Raw genomic sequence first — 14,647 nt, 5'->3', positions numbered from 1 at the left:
CTCTCCGTCTGGTGACTGATGCCCTAGCTTCCGGGTTCAGCTCTGCGCCTGCAAGCGGAACTACAAACCCGCCGCATCAATATCGATCAGCAGCAGGCGTTCACCGTTGTCGAAAAATTGTCCGGCCGTCAGGCAGTACTGGTTGCTGGTGGCATCACGGTAAGTGTTCGACAGGGTCAGGCGCCGCTCTTCCCAGCCTTCGGCGAGCAGATGATAGAAGTACGGGCGCCACGACCAGTTGTGCCCCAAATAGCGGTCGTCGGCGACCCAGCCGTTGTGGCGCCATTCCAGGTTCGGGGTCAGTTGCGTGCCGTGGCGATCGCACTGGTAGAACCGCAGCAGCCAGGGAAAGGCTTCCAGTTTCGGCAGTGCACTCAAAGGTGCATGGGCTTGAGCCCAGGCTTGCAGAATCGCCATTAATTCGCTGAGCTGCTGGCGCATTTGCATCAATCGGCCACGTTCAGCAAGCTTTTGCCGCACATAGCGCTGGCGCAGTTCGGCAAAGCGCTGCACAAACGCATCGGTAGGAAAGAAGGCTTCCTGCGCCCGTGCGAACAGAAAACCCTGAACGTAACGCGCGCCGCACTCCAGAGCGTAATTCAATTGTGCTTCGGTCTCGACGCCTTCGGCGATGATCCAGCACCCGGTTTTCTCGGCCATCAGCGCCAGCGCCTTGACCACGTCACCACTCGGCCCGCCGAGGGCTGCCGCCTGAAAAAGGCGCATGTCGAGTTTGAGGATGTCTGGCTGCAGCGCGAGTACCCGATCCAGTTGCGAGTAGCCGGCGCCAAAGTCGTCGATAGCGATTCTTGCCCCGGCCTCGCGGTAGCGCGCCACCACTTCAGCCAAGCGCTGGCTGTTGCCGCCCAGTTCGGTGATCTCGAAAACGATACGCTGCGGATCGACACCGTGCCGCGCCAGTTGCTTGAGGCTGGGCAAGGCCTGATCGGCGCGAAGACGGCTGATCCAGCGTGGCGACATGTTCAGGCTGAGAAACCAGTCCGCTGGCGCTTCATGCAGACGGCTCAAGGCGTTGTCGCGGATCTGCCGGTCGAGGCGGCGCAAGGCGATTGCCGGGGTCCGAGGGTCGGCGAACAGCGGCCCGACCGAGCTCAATTGACCATCGGCCTGGCGCAGACGGCCCAATGCTTCGACGCCGGCTATGCGTCCGGTCGCGGTATCGATGAAAGGCTGAAAGCAGGCGAGCGGTTGCCCGTCAATCACGGGGCCTCCTTAGTCGTTCTTGTTCTGGTTGAACCCTGCCGACCGGATAGGCAGGCAGGATTGAACCTCTGGATAAGAGGTTCATCCCGCCGTTACTGCAAGAATGTAGCCAGATGCGTCAGCTCAGCGCTTGCCCGAGTTCTGCATGACCAGCTTGATCAGTGGGCCCAGGCTGGTGCCCAGACGCACCAATCGGGTCAGACCACTGACGCCGCCGCTTTTTGCGCCTTTGCCAGTGATGAAACCCAGCAGCGTCACCGCCGCCACGCCCCACAGCGGCGCGTGTTTGATGCCGAATCCACCTTGCAGGTTCTGCGTCATGCCGCGCATGCGCTGCAAGGGTTGCAGCACTTGCCCGGTTTCGTGGCGGATTTCCTGGCGATGCATTTCCATGCGCAGGCGAATCAGTGCCTTGCGCATCTCTCTGCGTGAGCTGTTGTGCGGAAGTTCAGGCAGGCTCATGGCAGCAGGCGCTCCCGGTCGTTGGCCAGCTCTTCGAGCGTGCCGTGGAAAGGTGAGGACTCATCGAAGATCGCGGCCCTGAGGCGCACCGCACAGAAAATCGCCGCCAGGGTATAGAACACGCACAGGCCTATGATCGCGGCCAAGCGATAAGTGTCCCAGAACACGATCAGAACCAGCGTCGATAAACCGACCAGCAGCAATAGGGCAAACACCAGCGCCAGACCTGCAAACAGCAGCAGGCTGACGGTGCGTGATTTCTGCTCCTGCAGTTCGATGCCGAACAGTTCGACGTGACTGTGCAACAAGCCAAGGACAGCGGCGCCCAAACGCCGCGTGGAAGATGCGGTGCCCGCAGTCGGGCCGGATTCACCGATCGACATGATCAGCGCCGAGTGGCCAGCAGGCCGATCAGAAAGCCGACGCCAGCGGCAATGCCGACCGATTGCCATGGGTTGGCCGAGACATAGTCTTCCGTCGCAGTAACGGCTGCCTGACCGCGCTCACGCAGCGAGTCTTCAGTCAGCTTCAGGGTTTCCCGAGCACGCAGCAGGCTGTCGTGAATCTGCTCACGCAGTTCATCTGCCTGATCGCCGGCCAGGGTGGCGGTGTGCTCGAGCAACCGTTCGGTGTCGGCGACCAAAGTCTGGAAGTCGTTCATGAGGATTTCTTGAGCAGTCTTTGCCTTGATGCTGGCCATGGGTGGATCTCCGTAAGTGACGTCTGAAGCGTTCGAGTATGAGCCTTGCGTGAAGGTTCAGTACAAATGACTGGTACAACTTTTGCTGTGTCGTGGTGCGTTGCCCGGCGGTCGTGCGCTGTTGCCGGGCGTAAGTGTTGAAAAACCTTAACCCAATTAAACCCGGTTCGTGTCAGCACATCGACCTCGTGCGCCAAAGCAGTTCACCCGGCATTCGCTTGTGTGACTCTGTGGTCGCAACTTGGTGCATGGAATGTGCGCATGAACCGCTTTGGTGCCTTTTTAGCCTTCAGGTCTGCCTCTTTATGGAAAATCTGCAAAGCGCTGTGGACACGCTGGTTCACAGCTCCAACACGTTGTTCATTCTGATTGGTGCGGTGATGGTACTGGCGATGCACGCCGGTTTCGCTTTTCTGGAAGTCGGTACGGTTCGCCAGAAAAACCAGGTCAACGCGCTGTCGAAAATTCTCAGCGATTTCGCCGTCTCGACGCTGGCCTATTTCTTTATAGGCTACTGGATCTCTTACGGCGTGACGTTCATGCAACCAGCGGCGGTGTTGAATGCCGATCATGGTTATGGACTGGTGAAATTCTTCTTCCTGCTGACCTTCGCGGCGGCGATCCCCGCAATCATTTCCGGCGGCATTGCCGAGCGCGCGCGATTCGTTCCGCAGTTGTGCGCGACGGCGCTGATTGTCGCGTTCATCTACCCGTTTTTCGAAGGCATGATCTGGAACGGCAACTACGGTCTGCAAGCGTGGTTGGCAGCGCAGTTCGGTGCGCCGTTTCACGATTTTGCCGGATCCGTGGTGGTGCATGCCATGGGCGGTTGGCTGGCGCTGGCAGCGGTGTTGCTGCTTGGCCCGCGCAATGGCCGTTATCGCGACGGGCGCCTGGTGGCGTTCGCGCCGTCGAGCATTCCGTTTCTGGCATTGGGCTCGTGGATACTGATTGTCGGCTGGTTCGGTTTCAACGTGATGAGCGCACAAACACTGCAAGGCGTCAGTGGTCTGGTGGCGGTCAACTCGTTGATGGCAATGGTCGGCGGCACGATGGCGGCACTGATTGTCGGCCGCAATGACCCGGGCTTTCTGCACAACGGGCCATTGGCCGGGCTGGTGGCGATCTGTGCCGGCTCCGACTTGATGCATCCGGTCGGCGCGCTGGTCACCGGTGCGATTGCCGGCGCCTTGTTTGTCTGGTGCTTTACCGCGGCGCAGGTGAAATGGCGCATCGACGATGTGCTGGGCGTGTGGCCTTTGCACGGTTTGTGCGGCGTCTGGGGCGGAATTGCCTGCGGGATTTTTGGCCAGACCGCCCTCGGTGGCCTGGGCGGCGTCAGCCTCATCAGCCAGTTGCTCGGCACCGCGCTCGGCGTCGTGGTGGCGCTGATCGGTGGCTTCGTTGTGTACGGCGCGATCAAGGCGCTGCATGGGCTGCGCCTGAGTCAGGAACAAGAGTATTACGGCGCCGATCTGTCACTGCACAAGATCGGCGCAGTGAGTCAGGACTAGGATTCTTCATCTTCGGCTCCAGGATAAAAGCCGTGCAGCAGGCGATAGCGGTCGATGCGCACCTGATCGACTTTCTCCTGAACCTGATGCGCCGGCAGGCCGAGCATGATCAACGCATGCGAGGCGAGCATCAGGCTCGATTCCAAGAGCTCCGGCACCACTTCGGTGGCGCCGGCGGCTTTCAGTTCCGCCCATTGGCTGTCGTCGCGGGTGCGCACCAGAATCGGCACATGCGTGTTGAGCCGGCGTGCTTCCTTGAGAATGCGCAGGGCAACGTCACTCTGATCCACGGCGATCACCAGCAGTCTGGCGCGCAGCAGGCCCACGGCCGTCAGCAGATCGCCGCGTGCCGAGTCACCGTAATGCACGTCACTTTCTCCGCTCGCGGCCTCCTGCACCCGCACCGGATCGTTGTCCAGGGCGATAAAGGGCTGTTTGGCATTGCGCATGAAACGCCCGATGGATTGGCCGACGCGACCGTATCCGCAGATCACCACGTGCTGGTCGAGGTCGGCGTTAAGGGCGCTGATCTGTTCGATTTGCGCTTCCTCATTCGGCTTGCGATGCAGGGCCGCAGCAATGCGTGGTGCGCCGCGCAACAACAGTGGTGTCAGCAGCATTGAGCAGAACGTTGCCGCCAGCAGCAGGGCACCGAGTTCAGCGGGCATCATGCTGTTCTGCTGCATCTGCGCCATCAGCGCGAAACAGAATTCGCCGCCCTGTGCCAACGCCAGGCCACTGCGCCACGCCGTTTCGCTGTCGCTGCCGCGCCACTTCACCAACAGCGCCACAACGATGCCCTTGATCACCATCAGGCCGAGGGTGAGACCGAGGATCAGCAGGCTGTGACTGACGAACAATTGCAGGTCGATGAGCATGCCGATGCTGACGAAAAACACCCCGAGCAGGATGTCGCGAAAGGGCCGGATGTCGGCCTCGATCTGGTGTCGGTAATGGCTTTCGCCGAGCAGCATGCCGGCGAGAAATGCGCCGAGGGCAGGGGACAGGCCCAGCAGGTGAGTCAGCCACGCGGTCAGCAACACAATCACCAACGCCAGCAGCACGAACAGTTCTGCCGAGCGCGAGGCTGCCACTTCATGGAACAGTCGCGGCAACAGCCAGCGACTGGCCAGCAGCAAACCGAGAAACAGCACCACGGTTTTCGCCAGGGTCAGTGGCAGCGCCCAGTACCAGGCCTGATCGCTGCTGCCGGCGAACACCGGCACCAGCGTCAGCAGCAAGACCGCGACCACATCCTGAAACAGCAAAACGCCGATGGCATTCTGGCCGTGGCTGCTGAACACCTCACCAAGGCTGCCGAGCTCCTTGGTCACGATCGCCGTCGATGACAATGACAGCCCGGCCCCGAGTAAAAGGGCGGGCGTCATGGGCATGCCCAGTGACATCAGCAGCAAGCCCAGCAGCGCCGCACTGATCAGCACCTGTTGGCTGCCCAGGCGAAATACCACTTGGCGCAAGGCGATCATCTTCGACAGGGAAAACTCCAGGCCCAGCGAAAACAACAGGAACACCACGCCCAGTTCAGCCACGTCAGGCAGGTGCTCACTTTCGTTGACCCAATCGAAGGCGCTCGGCCCGACCAGCAAGCCCACACACAGGTAACCCAACACCGGTGGCAGTCGCAGGCGACGGAACAGGGCAATCACCACGAGGGACGAGGCGAGGATGATCAGCAGGTTGGCAAACACTTAACACTCCGATGTCGGGCTTTCGCCTCTCAAGCGTAGAGGCAAAAAGACCGGGAGCATCGTGCAATTGGTTTTTCTGCGAACTGATTTGCGTCAGGGTTTTGCGTACAAGCCGTGCCGGCAGGCTCAAGCCTTTGGGCGGCGGTGGGTCGACGGGTTTTGCGCGGCGGCCTAGAATAGGCGCACTCTTTTTGTGGTCGAGCGATCATGCCTCCTGAATGTCAGCTGTTCGGCACCCTCGGATGCCATTTGTGCGAATTGGCCGAAGCCGAGCTGATGCCATTTGTCGAACACGGTCTGCTGGTGGAACTGGTGGATATCGCTGACAACGAAACCTGGTTCGAGGCTTACAGCCTACGGATTCCCGTGTTACGCCGCGTCGACACCGGGGCGGAACTGGGCTGGCCGTTCAGCGCCGATGAGGTCGTGGCGTTCCTGGGTTAACCCGCGTTTGCGGCGCCTCCCCGCTGGTCGCGACTGCTCATCCATTCCTTGGCACTTTACGGTTTATTCGGTTACTGTATGTTCATACAGTAATTGGGTCAGAGGGATAAACCGTGGTCAATGTCGAACAGTTGAAGAACAGCGTGAACCGAATGTCGGTTGACGTGGTGCGCGAGGCCGTCACCGAATTGCGTCTCGACGGCTTGGTCACGGAAGGCAAGACGCCGTTCAATAAAGTCCATTTCAATACGTGTTTTGCTGAGATCGAGGCGCTGTTTCAGCGAGCCGGTTATCACAAGCAACTCGACGTGGTCGGTTACCAGGGTTTGCTTTATGCCTTGTATGACCCGGGTCGTTGGGAGGCGGTCGAGGTGTTGCGCTGGCTCAAGGAATTCACTGAGGCTGCGGCGCTCAAGTCGATTCCGGCCTGAGGATTCTGCGCTAGGTTCGTTTCCCCCAGTGTTGGATAATGCCAGCCTGCATTGAGGGTTAGAATTTTCGTATGTCCACATCTACATTTTCCGCGGCACACAATCAGGCCAGTACCTTGTATCTGCCACCGGGCTCCTGGCAGACAGTGCTTGATTGCTTGTGCGAGCATTTCAGTGCCATTGGCCGCGAGCAATGGCTGGATCGAATTGCCCGAGGCCGTGTGCTGGACGGTAACGGTCAGCCCATCGCGGTGGATTTGCCCTACAAGGAAGGTCTGCGCATTCACTATTTCCGTGAAGTGCCGGACGAAAAGCCGATCCCGGTCATCGAAACCATCCTGTATGCCGATGAGCATCTGGTGGTGGCTGACAAACCGCATTTCCTCCCGGTGACGCCGGCCGGCGAGTATGTCGAACAGACGTTGCTGCGGCGCTTGATTCGGCGTTTGGACAATCCTCACCTGGTGCCGTTGCACCGCATCGACCGGCACACCGCCGGGCTGGTGATCTTCTCGGCCAATCCGCAAACCCGTTCGGCGTATCAGTCACTGTTCCCGACCCGGCAGATCGACAAGCGCTACGAAGCCATCGCACCGGCGCTGCCAGAGCTGAATTTCCCCTTGGTACACAAGAGCCGTCTGGTCGATGGCGAACCGTTTTTCCGCATGCAGGAAGGGCCGGGTGTCAGCAACACTGAAACCGCTGTAGAGGTTCGCGAGAAGAATGGCGACCTGTGGCGTTATGGCCTGTATCCGGTCACCGGCAAAAAACATCAATTGCGTGTGCACATGACTGCGTTGGGCGCGAGCATTTGCAACGATCCGTTTTACCCGGACGTATTGAAAGACGTCGAGGATGACTACGCCAATCCGCTGAAACTCTTGGCGCAGGGCCTGCGCTTCATTGACCCGGTGACTGGCGAAGCGCGCGAATTCGAAAGCCGCATCACCTTGCAGTGGTGACTTCTCAGCCTTTCGAGCGCCCATGAAAAAGCCCGCATGAATGCGGGCTTTTCTGTATCCGGTGTCGACCCAGAGCTTACAGTTCTTTAACGGTGCGAACCTGATCCTTGTTGATGCGAGTCTCTTTGCCGTCAAGCTGCTTGAACTCGTAGAAGCCCGAATCATCATCGTATTTCGGGGTGTCGACGGCCTGGATTTCGCGACCGTCATTCAGCGTGATCACTGTTGGCGAGGAGCAACCGGCGAGGGTGGCCAAGCCCAGTGCGAGCATGAGAGTGGCGAGGGTCCGTTGAGTCATGAGTGTGTCTCCGAGTGGAAATTCTTTTGGTTACTGAGGCTGAGACGTACACAAGGCGTGAGAGTTCCTTGAATGCTGTCAGTCTGACACAGTGTTATGCGAATTTAACAGTTCCGGGGTATTGAGGTTGGCCAGTCGCGGGTCGTTGTCCGGGCATTGCAGGGCGGTTGCGCCGAGGCTGCGCATCACTCGGCCGGGGCTGCGCTCACCCGCATCCCAGGCTTCTTCGAATGCCGCCAGCAGGGCGACCGGAATCACGCACAACAAAGGTTCCCAATGCCCGTCATGGCGCAACATTAAAGGTTTTTCAGAATTCTGGTGGGCGGTTTCACGCATGCTTTGCAGCAGTGCGCCATCAATGCGCGGGACATCGCAGGGCAATACCAGTAAATGCGAATGACGCGCCGCCTTCAGGCCTGCGCGGATACCGGCCAGCGGGCCCGGAAAGTCGTTTTCGTCATCCACGACCAATTGGTCGGCAAGCGGCGCATAACGCTCGCGATTGCGGTTGCAGGAAATGATCAGATCATCCGTCAGCGGGCGCACCTTGCGGTGCAAATGCGTAATCAGCGGTTCCCCCAGCCATTCAACCAGACCTTTGTCCTGACCACCCATGCGTTGGCCGCGTCCGCCTGCCAATAGCAGAATGGAGCAGGCAGGCAATTGTGTATTCAGGGTCATCTCGGCTCTCCAGAGGGGCGGCGAAAAAAGGGGGCGCTGTGATATAACACCGGGCTGTTTCTCCTACAACTGGACGAGCCTATGAAAGCCAAGGCTGATGTACCTTTCGCCCCGCTGAACATTGCGGTGCTGACTGTGAGTGATACCCGAACCCTGGAAACCGACACCTCGGGCCAGGTCTTCGTCGACCGTTTGACGGCGGCAGGCCACCTGCTGGCCGAGCGGGTTCTGCTCAAAGATGACCTCTACAAAATCCGCGCGCAAGTCGCCAACTGGATTGCCGACGATGTCGTGCAGGTTGTGCTGATTACCGGCGGCACCGGCTTTACCGGTCGTGACAGCACCCCCGAAGCGGTGGCTTGCCTGCTCGACAAACAGGTTGATGGTTTCGGTGAGTTGTTCCGGCAGATCTCGGTGGCCGATATCGGCACCTCGACCGTGCAATCCCGGGCGCTGGCAGGTCTGGCCAACGGCACGCTGGTGTGCTGCCTGCCGGGCTCGACCAACGCCGTGCGTACAGGCTGGGACGGTATTCTTGCCGAGCAGTTGGATTCTCGGCACCGCCCATGCAATTTTGTCCCCCATCTGAAACAGGCTGAACCTTGTGAATCCCGTGGGTAAGCCGGGCAAGACCGGCACCTTGATGCCGGTCGAAGTGGCGCTGGCGCGACTGCTGGAAATGGCCGAGGCCTCGCCGATAGTCGAGCGCGAGTTTTTGCCATTGGCAGACGTTCAGGGGCGGGTGCTCGCCGAGGACCTGATATCGACACTGGATCTGCCGCCCTGGCCGAACAGTGCAATGGATGGCTATGCCCTGAATCTGGCCGATTGGACCGGCGAGCCGTTGCCGGTCAGTCAGAAAATCTTTGCCGGGCAAGCGCCTGAACCCTTGCAGCCTGGAACCTGCGCGCGGATTTTTACCGGTGCGCCGGTACCGGCCGGGGCTGATTGCGTTGAAATGCAGGAAAACGCTGAAGTGCTTGCCGATGGCCGCGTGCGTTTCGTTGAAAGCATGATTGCCGGGCAAAACATTCGTGCGCAAGGTCAGGAGACCACAGTCGGCGAATTGATCCTGGCGGCTGGCACCCGGCTTGGGCCCATTGAACAAGGTTTGTCGGCATCCTTGGGTTGCGCTGGCTTGCAGGTGGTGCGCAAGGTTCGCGTGGCGGTGCTGTCGACCGGCGATGAGCTGGTCGAACCGGGTCAGGCGTTGGGCCCGGGGCAAATCTACAACAGCAATCGCGTGGTGCTGTGCAGTTGGTTGCAGCGCATGGGTTGCGAGGTGATTGATGCCGGAATTCTTCCGGATGATCTGGCCACCACCCGCGAGCGCCTCGGTGCATTGCAGGACGTTGATCTGATTCTTTCGACCGGTGGTGTGTCGGTGGGTGAGGCTGACTTTCTTGGCATTGCGTTGAGAGAGGAGGGCGAACTGGCGCTGTGGAAACTCGCCATCAAGCCCGGGAAGCCGCTGACGTTTGGTCATTTTCGGGGTGTCCCGGTCATTGGGCTGCCCGGCAATCCTGCGTCGACTCTGGTGACCTTCGCCTTGCTGACGCGCCCCTATCTGTTGCGCCGTCAGGGCGTTCAGGACGTTGAGCCGCTGAAGTTTGTGGTGCCTGCAGGGTTCGTCTGGTCTGTGGCAGGTAACCGGCGCGAGTATTTGCGTGGGCGCCTGGATCAGGGGCGTGCCGTTATCTATCGTAATCAAAGCTCGGGTGTCCTGCGCAGCGCGGCGTGGGCCGATGGGCTGGTGGAGGTGCTGGAAGGGCGAACGCTTGTCGAGGGCGACGAAGTGCTGTTCATTCCGCTGAGTGAGCTCCTCAGCTAGTTCGACCGCTGCATGTGCAGGCTCGGAGGTGCCTCCGAAGCCTGCATTCAATCGAACATTCAGCGAGTCATGATCGAAACGAGTTGTTCGAAGCGGCTGTTCGCCACCCATCCAAGCAAGCACAGGATCACGGCTGTGGCGCCCGCCGAATAGGCCAATCGATGTTTGATGGTTCTGACATCGCTGCGGACTTCATCCATGTCCCGGCGAATGTATTTGAGGTGGGTTTCCAGCTCTGTGACACGAGGTTCCATATTCACTTCTCCAGTGGTCTTGGCGCTGTTCTTGAATTCGGATTTGTGATTCGCACGATTATCGGCGAGAGGGGCAACCGGACTCACTGGCATTCTGGCTTCATGGCTTTGCATGGAAGTATCCACCGGCATGTTCCGAAATTCGTTGGCGACCTGTTCCATCTTTTGAGCTTTTAAAAGCATTCGGGGTGTATCGACTCATTACTGCACATCCTTGTGTGTTTCAAATTGAAGATTGCTACCGCCAGGGCACGATGTGCCAATGATGGCGCCGGGTCAATTCAGCCGTTTCCTCAGGTTTTGTAAGAAAATATACCGCCGTGTAGGACGTGCTGGCTGGAGTGCTTGAATTAATTGTCATTGTTGCGGCTTTTTTGCGCGGCGCAGTGGTCAAGATGTCCCGTACCGATTCCATTCAGGGAGTGACCGTAATGAGTGAACGCAGGGCGCTATTGATTCTGCATGGCAAGCAGGCACTCAACGAGGCGGTTCGCAGCGCCGTCGAGAGTAAACGCGAGCAAGGATGGCAATTGGCAGTGCGCGTGACCTGGGAAGCCGGTGACGCCGAGCGGATGGTCGAGGAGGCGCTGGCTGCCGGTTACTCGAAGATCATTGCCGGGGGCGGCGATGGTACGTTGCGCGACGTCGCTCAGGCATTGGCGGCGCATCCGGGCGAGGCCAGTCTGGTGCTGTTGCCGCTGGGCACGGCCAATGATTTCTCCCGTGCGGCGGGTGTGCCGCTGGAACCGGCCGAGGCGCTCGAATTGTTGGACGTACCGCCGCGTGACATCGATCTGGGCGAGGTGGGCGGGCAGGTTTTCCTCAATATGGCCACCGGCGGCTTTGGCAGTCAGGTCACCGCCAATACCTCGGAAGATCTAAAGAAGGTTTTGGGTGGCGCGGCCTATCTGTTCACCGGCTTATCGCGCTTCAGCGAATTGCATGCTGCCTACGGCGAGCTGCAAGGGCCGGACTTCCATTGGAGTGGCGAGCTGCTCGCATTGGGCATCGGTAACGGCCGTCAGGCGGGAGGCGGGCACGTGTTGTGCCCGCAAGCGCTGGCCGATGACGGTTTGCTGGACATCAGTATTCTGCCGGCGCCGCAGGAGTTGGTCGGCACTTTGAAGAACTTGCTCAGTGACGGTTTCGGCATCGAAAACATGTTTGTACGCACGCGTTTGCCGTGGGTCGAAATCAAAGTGGCCGAAGGGCTCTATATCAATCTCGACGGCGAACCACTGGAGGGCAGCAGCATGCGCTTCGAGGCGCGGCCGGCAGCGCTGCAGGTGCACCTGCCGGCTGACTCGCCGCTGTTGGGCGGCGTTCGCGCCGTCAGTCGTCCAGACTGATGATCTGTTCGCGCACGGCGAACAGCACCAGGCCCGCCACGTCGTAGATCTGCAGGCGCTTCATGATCTGCGAGCGGTGGGTTTCGACGGTCTTGATGCTCAGGCCCAGGCCGTTGGCGATCTCCCGGGTCGATTTGCCCCGTACGATCAGCCGCAGGATTTCCAGTTGGCGCGCGGTCAGGTTGTGCGAGTCGGAGGTTTCCGGCTGGCTCTTCTGGTTGCGCGTCAGGGCCTGGTTGATCACCGTGTGAGCGATGGCCGGGCTCAGGTAGCGTTCGTTGTTACGCAACGCTTCGAGCGCGTGTTCGAGTTCGGTGGCGGTGGTGTCCTTGAGCAGGTAGCCATGCGCGCCGGACTCCAGCGCTTGCATGATCAGCGCCGGGTCGGTGTGCATCGACAGGATCAGCACTTTGCTTTGTGGTCGCACACGCTTGAGCCGTTGCAGGGCTTCCAGGCCGCCGGTTTCTTTCATGGAAATATCCAGCAAGACGATATCGGGGTTCAGTTGCTCGACCATTTCGAGCAGCTGCGAGCCGTCATTGGCCTCGCCAATTACCGCGTAACCGGGAATATCCAGTACCAGAGCGCGCACGCCGGCCCTGATCAGCGAGTGGTCATCCACCAGAAGTAAGTTACAAGTCAACGCATAACCTTATTCGTACTGGCCCGCTCGAGTGCGCGCGGCGCCCAGGGGAAAAGTGCTTCGATTTGAGTGCCTTTGCCCGGCTCGCTGGTCACGCTCAGGGTGCCACCCAACTGCTCGATCCGTTCGGCCATCCCGGCCATGCCGCGTTGTCCTTCACGCCCCGGATTGGCTGCCGGGGCAAATCCCTGCCCGTCATCGCTGATCAGCAGCGTCAGGCCCTTGGGCAAACGCTGGACGCGAATCAGCAGATTCTTCGCCTGCGCGTGGCGCAGGATGTTGGTCACGGCTTCCTGAGTAATGCGAAAGGCCGCGACGGCCATTTCTTCGGGAATGCCGTTCAACCGCTGCTGACAATCAAGGCTCCAGTTCACCGACGTGTTGGTCAGTGTCTTGAGCAAATGCGCGCGCAAACTGGCTTCAAGACCCAGGCTGGTGAGTTGCCGTGGGTTAAGAATGGCCGACACGTCGCGCACTTTATTGAGGGTTTCCTCGAGGGTCTCGCACAGCGTTGTGCAGTGTTCCTGCAGGTCGTCCGGCAGTCGTCGTTTGAGCCATTCGCCTTGCAGTTTGGCGGCAGTCAGCAGTTGACCGATGTCGTCGTGCAGTTCACGGCTGAGACGATGGCGCTCGTTCTCCTGGACTTCCAGCAAGCGGTCCGCCAGCTCTTGGGGCTGAAACTTGATTGATTTGCGCGACAGCCGATATTGCACCCAGACACACGCGGTGGCGGCGATGGTGAGAACCAGCACCCCCAAGGGCAGCGGCAGGGAAAAGCCATAGGCCAGCAGGCTGCCGAGCGCCGCGGCGACACACAATATAAGTGTGAACCGGCGGGCATTTTCCCGGGAAGGTGGCCATGTGGCGATTGACTTGAGGCTGGCGTACATAACGGATGGAGCCAATGGATGTTCGCTGCGGGCAGACCGGTCAGCTGGCTGGCGGGTCTCTGTCTGAAAACACTGTCATTTATGTTATTGAGTTCAACAACGTCGCGTGATCGATATGTGCTCGCCAACTTCGCCGGGAGCTTATCGCTGAAATCACTGTGCCATTAATTGAAAGCAACTAATGCGCGGCATAATACCACTTAAGATACCGTTGGTCGCGTTTGCTATATATGTCCAGTCGGTCAGGAAACACGTGAGGATGGACGTGAGTTCCATAATGAAAAAGTTGATTTATTCAATTCGATAGCAATCGACGATGCCTGAAGTTGGCTTCTATATACACAGGCAAACCCTGACACCGGGAGGAAGAAGTCTGCTGGGTTCAGGTGTGATTATTTATTCGATTATGTCGCTGGCGGGTATGAACTATTCAATTGCGACATTCGGTATCGGCGTTGTCAGGCGCCGGCAACGCGCAGCTCTCTAGCCGGGGTCAGGCTTGTCGCTCCGTAAACGTCACCAGAGACAGCGTTTTGGCGTGTGGCCGTTGGAACTGACTTTGACCGACCTGAGAGGCGAAGGCTTCGATGAGCGAGGTCTGTTCGCTGTCGTCGAGGCTCAACTGGCCGGTGGTCTGATCGATCAGTTCCAGTTGCCAGGCCATCAGGGTGAAGCAGTCTTGCAGGGCTTCGAGTGCCTGTGCATGCAGGTCGACGTGGTCTTGCGCCTGATTGAGCAGGCCGTGCAGGTGCAGGGAAAATCCGGAAATCGCTTCCAGCGCGAGGGCATCGGCTTTGCTTGCCAGCTTGAGGAGAGTGCTGAGCATGCATTCGATGGCGTCTTTGTCGTTGCTGATCAATCGCAGGTGACTGAGGCATTCCTCGGATTTGGCCAGGAGTGTTTCAGCCTCGACGAGGAATTCGGGGAACCGTTGCGCCCAGTCCTTGAGGTCGTTTGGCATGCTTATCTCCACAACGTCATGTCTGATGAGGGAATGCCGTGTGTGTCGACGTTCATGAACCGTCGCGAGATCGCGCCCCGGTGTGCAGGTGCACAGGTTCGGGGTTTCAAGAGGATGTGTTTCCACTGACCTGCGATCGCACACAATAGCCTGACTCCGTTCATGCAATGAGAATGGCGTCACATTAATGGCTATTGGATATTGCGAACATCAGGTTAGGCCTGATTGCCCATAGGGGAATCCCTTAGGCGCGGGAACCTGTGGCGCAAACCGAGGTCGCGCTGCAGAGAATGT

At 59.2% G+C, this 14,647-nt stretch carries 18 protein-coding genes; 7 read left to right on the top strand and 11 right to left on the bottom strand.

Features of this window, described 5'->3' with window-relative positions; translation table 11 throughout:
- Nucleotides 1-60: 60 nt before the first annotated feature.
- The 4 genes from JFT91_RS09995 to JFT91_RS09980 all read right to left on the bottom strand — a co-directional run bounded on the left by JFT91_RS09995 (nucleotide 61) and on the right by JFT91_RS09980 (nucleotide 2,386).
- Nucleotides 61-1,224 (bottom strand): EAL domain-containing protein, encoded by a 1,164-nt coding sequence (locus tag JFT91_RS09995; protein ID WP_201230852.1) that lies wholly within the window; start codon nucleotides 1,222-1,224, stop codon nucleotides 61-63.
- A 123-nt stretch (nucleotides 1,225-1,347) separates the two neighbouring features.
- Entirely contained in the window at nucleotides 1,348-1,686 is a 339-nt protein-coding gene (locus JFT91_RS09990) for a hypothetical protein (RefSeq protein ID WP_201230850.1), read from the bottom strand.
- Complete coding sequence (locus tag JFT91_RS09985) at nucleotides 1,683-2,069, bottom strand: phage holin family protein (RefSeq protein ID WP_201148450.1); 387 nt, start codon at nucleotides 2,067-2,069, stop codon at nucleotides 1,683-1,685. Before JFT91_RS09985 ends, JFT91_RS09990 begins: the two co-directional genes overlap by 4 nt.
- 2 nt (nucleotides 2,070-2,071) lie before the next feature.
- Nucleotides 2,072-2,386, bottom strand: a complete 315-nt coding sequence (locus JFT91_RS09980; RefSeq protein WP_201148449.1) for an ElaB/YgaM/YqjD family protein — start codon at nucleotides 2,384-2,386, stop codon at nucleotides 2,072-2,074.
- 305 nt (nucleotides 2,387-2,691) lie between these two features.
- On the opposite strand from JFT91_RS09980, the gene JFT91_RS09975 reads away from it, so the two are divergent.
- Nucleotides 2,692-3,900, top strand: a complete 1,209-nt coding sequence (locus JFT91_RS09975) for an ammonium transporter (protein WP_201230848.1) — start codon at nucleotides 2,692-2,694, stop codon at nucleotides 3,898-3,900.
- Here JFT91_RS09975 and JFT91_RS09970 read toward each other — a convergent pair.
- Entirely contained in the window at nucleotides 3,897-5,609 is a 1,713-nt protein-coding gene (locus tag JFT91_RS09970; RefSeq protein ID WP_201230846.1) for a monovalent cation:proton antiporter-2 (CPA2) family protein, read from the bottom strand. The two genes, JFT91_RS09975 and JFT91_RS09970, sit on opposite strands and share 4 nt — an antisense overlap.
- A gap of 207 nt (nucleotides 5,610-5,816) precedes the next feature.
- On the opposite strand from JFT91_RS09970, the gene JFT91_RS09965 reads away from it, so the two are divergent.
- From JFT91_RS09965 to JFT91_RS09955, 3 genes are all read left to right on the top strand, one after another.
- A complete protein-coding gene (locus JFT91_RS09965) occupies nucleotides 5,817-6,053 on the top strand; it encodes a glutaredoxin family protein (protein WP_201230840.1) in 237 nt (78 codons plus the stop codon).
- 113 nt (nucleotides 6,054-6,166) lie between these two features.
- Entirely contained in the window at nucleotides 6,167-6,484 is a 318-nt protein-coding gene (locus tag JFT91_RS09960; protein ID WP_201230838.1) for a transcriptional regulator, read from the top strand.
- A gap of 71 nt (nucleotides 6,485-6,555) precedes the next feature.
- Complete coding sequence (locus tag JFT91_RS09955) at nucleotides 6,556-7,446, top strand: pseudouridine synthase (protein WP_201230835.1); 891 nt, start codon at nucleotides 6,556-6,558, stop codon at nucleotides 7,444-7,446.
- A gap of 76 nt (nucleotides 7,447-7,522) precedes the next feature.
- Here JFT91_RS09955 and JFT91_RS09950 read toward each other — a convergent pair whose 3' ends face one another.
- Together JFT91_RS09950 and mobA are read right to left on the bottom strand one after the other, a co-directional pair.
- The gene (locus JFT91_RS09950; protein ID WP_008088233.1) at nucleotides 7,523-7,744 is read right to left on the bottom strand and encodes a YgdI/YgdR family lipoprotein; all 222 of its coding nucleotides are present in this window, start codon (nucleotides 7,742-7,744) and stop codon (nucleotides 7,523-7,525) included.
- 78 nt (nucleotides 7,745-7,822) lie between these two features.
- Nucleotides 7,823-8,425 (bottom strand): molybdenum cofactor guanylyltransferase MobA, encoded by a 603-nt coding sequence (mobA, locus tag JFT91_RS09945; protein ID WP_201232293.1) that lies wholly within the window; start codon nucleotides 8,423-8,425, stop codon nucleotides 7,823-7,825.
- A gap of 81 nt (nucleotides 8,426-8,506) precedes the next feature.
- On the opposite strand from mobA, the gene moaB reads away from it, so the two are divergent.
- Together moaB and JFT91_RS09935 are read left to right on the top strand one after the other, a co-directional pair.
- Nucleotides 8,507-9,046 carry a molybdenum cofactor biosynthesis protein B gene (gene moaB / locus JFT91_RS09940; RefSeq protein WP_201148444.1) on the top strand — a complete coding sequence of 180 codons (540 nt, stop codon included), beginning with the start codon at nucleotides 8,507-8,509 and terminating at the stop codon, nucleotides 9,044-9,046.
- Between the two features lie 22 nt (nucleotides 9,047-9,068).
- A complete protein-coding gene (locus tag JFT91_RS09935) occupies nucleotides 9,069-10,256 on the top strand; it encodes a molybdopterin molybdotransferase MoeA (protein ID WP_201232628.1) in 1,188 nt (395 codons plus the stop codon).
- A 59-nt stretch (nucleotides 10,257-10,315) separates the two neighbouring features.
- On the opposite strand, the gene JFT91_RS09930 is transcribed toward JFT91_RS09935, so the two are convergent.
- Nucleotides 10,316-10,624, bottom strand: a complete 309-nt coding sequence (locus JFT91_RS09930) for a hypothetical protein (protein WP_201232627.1) — start codon at nucleotides 10,622-10,624, stop codon at nucleotides 10,316-10,318.
- 317 nt (nucleotides 10,625-10,941) lie between these two features.
- Here JFT91_RS09930 and yegS point away from each other — a divergent pair, with 317 nt between their 5' ends.
- Nucleotides 10,942-11,859 carry a lipid kinase YegS gene (yegS, locus tag JFT91_RS09925; RefSeq protein ID WP_201232292.1) on the top strand — a complete coding sequence of 306 codons (918 nt, stop codon included), beginning with the start codon at nucleotides 10,942-10,944 and terminating at the stop codon, nucleotides 11,857-11,859.
- Here the strand turns inward: yegS and JFT91_RS09920 are convergent.
- The 3 genes from JFT91_RS09920 to JFT91_RS09910 form a co-directional block, all read right to left on the bottom strand.
- Nucleotides 11,843-12,502, bottom strand: coding sequence for a response regulator (locus JFT91_RS09920; RefSeq protein ID WP_201230784.1), 660 nt, complete (start codon nucleotides 12,500-12,502; stop codon nucleotides 11,843-11,845). The two genes, yegS and JFT91_RS09920, sit on opposite strands and share 17 nt — an antisense overlap.
- The gene (locus tag JFT91_RS09915) at nucleotides 12,499-13,392 is read right to left on the bottom strand and encodes a sensor histidine kinase (RefSeq protein WP_201232626.1); all 894 of its coding nucleotides are present in this window, start codon (nucleotides 13,390-13,392) and stop codon (nucleotides 12,499-12,501) included. Before JFT91_RS09915 ends, JFT91_RS09920 begins: the two co-directional genes overlap by 4 nt.
- A 493-nt stretch (nucleotides 13,393-13,885) precedes the next feature.
- Nucleotides 13,886-14,353, bottom strand: a complete 468-nt coding sequence (locus JFT91_RS09910) for a hypothetical protein (protein WP_201232291.1) — start codon at nucleotides 14,351-14,353, stop codon at nucleotides 13,886-13,888.
- Nucleotides 14,354-14,647: the final 294 nt, after the last annotated feature.

This window comes from Pseudomonas sp. TH08, from assembly GCF_016651275.1.
Taxonomy (GTDB): domain Bacteria; phylum Pseudomonadota; class Gammaproteobacteria; order Pseudomonadales; family Pseudomonadaceae; genus Aquipseudomonas.
This window is presented reverse-complemented; position numbering and strand designations above follow the sequence as displayed.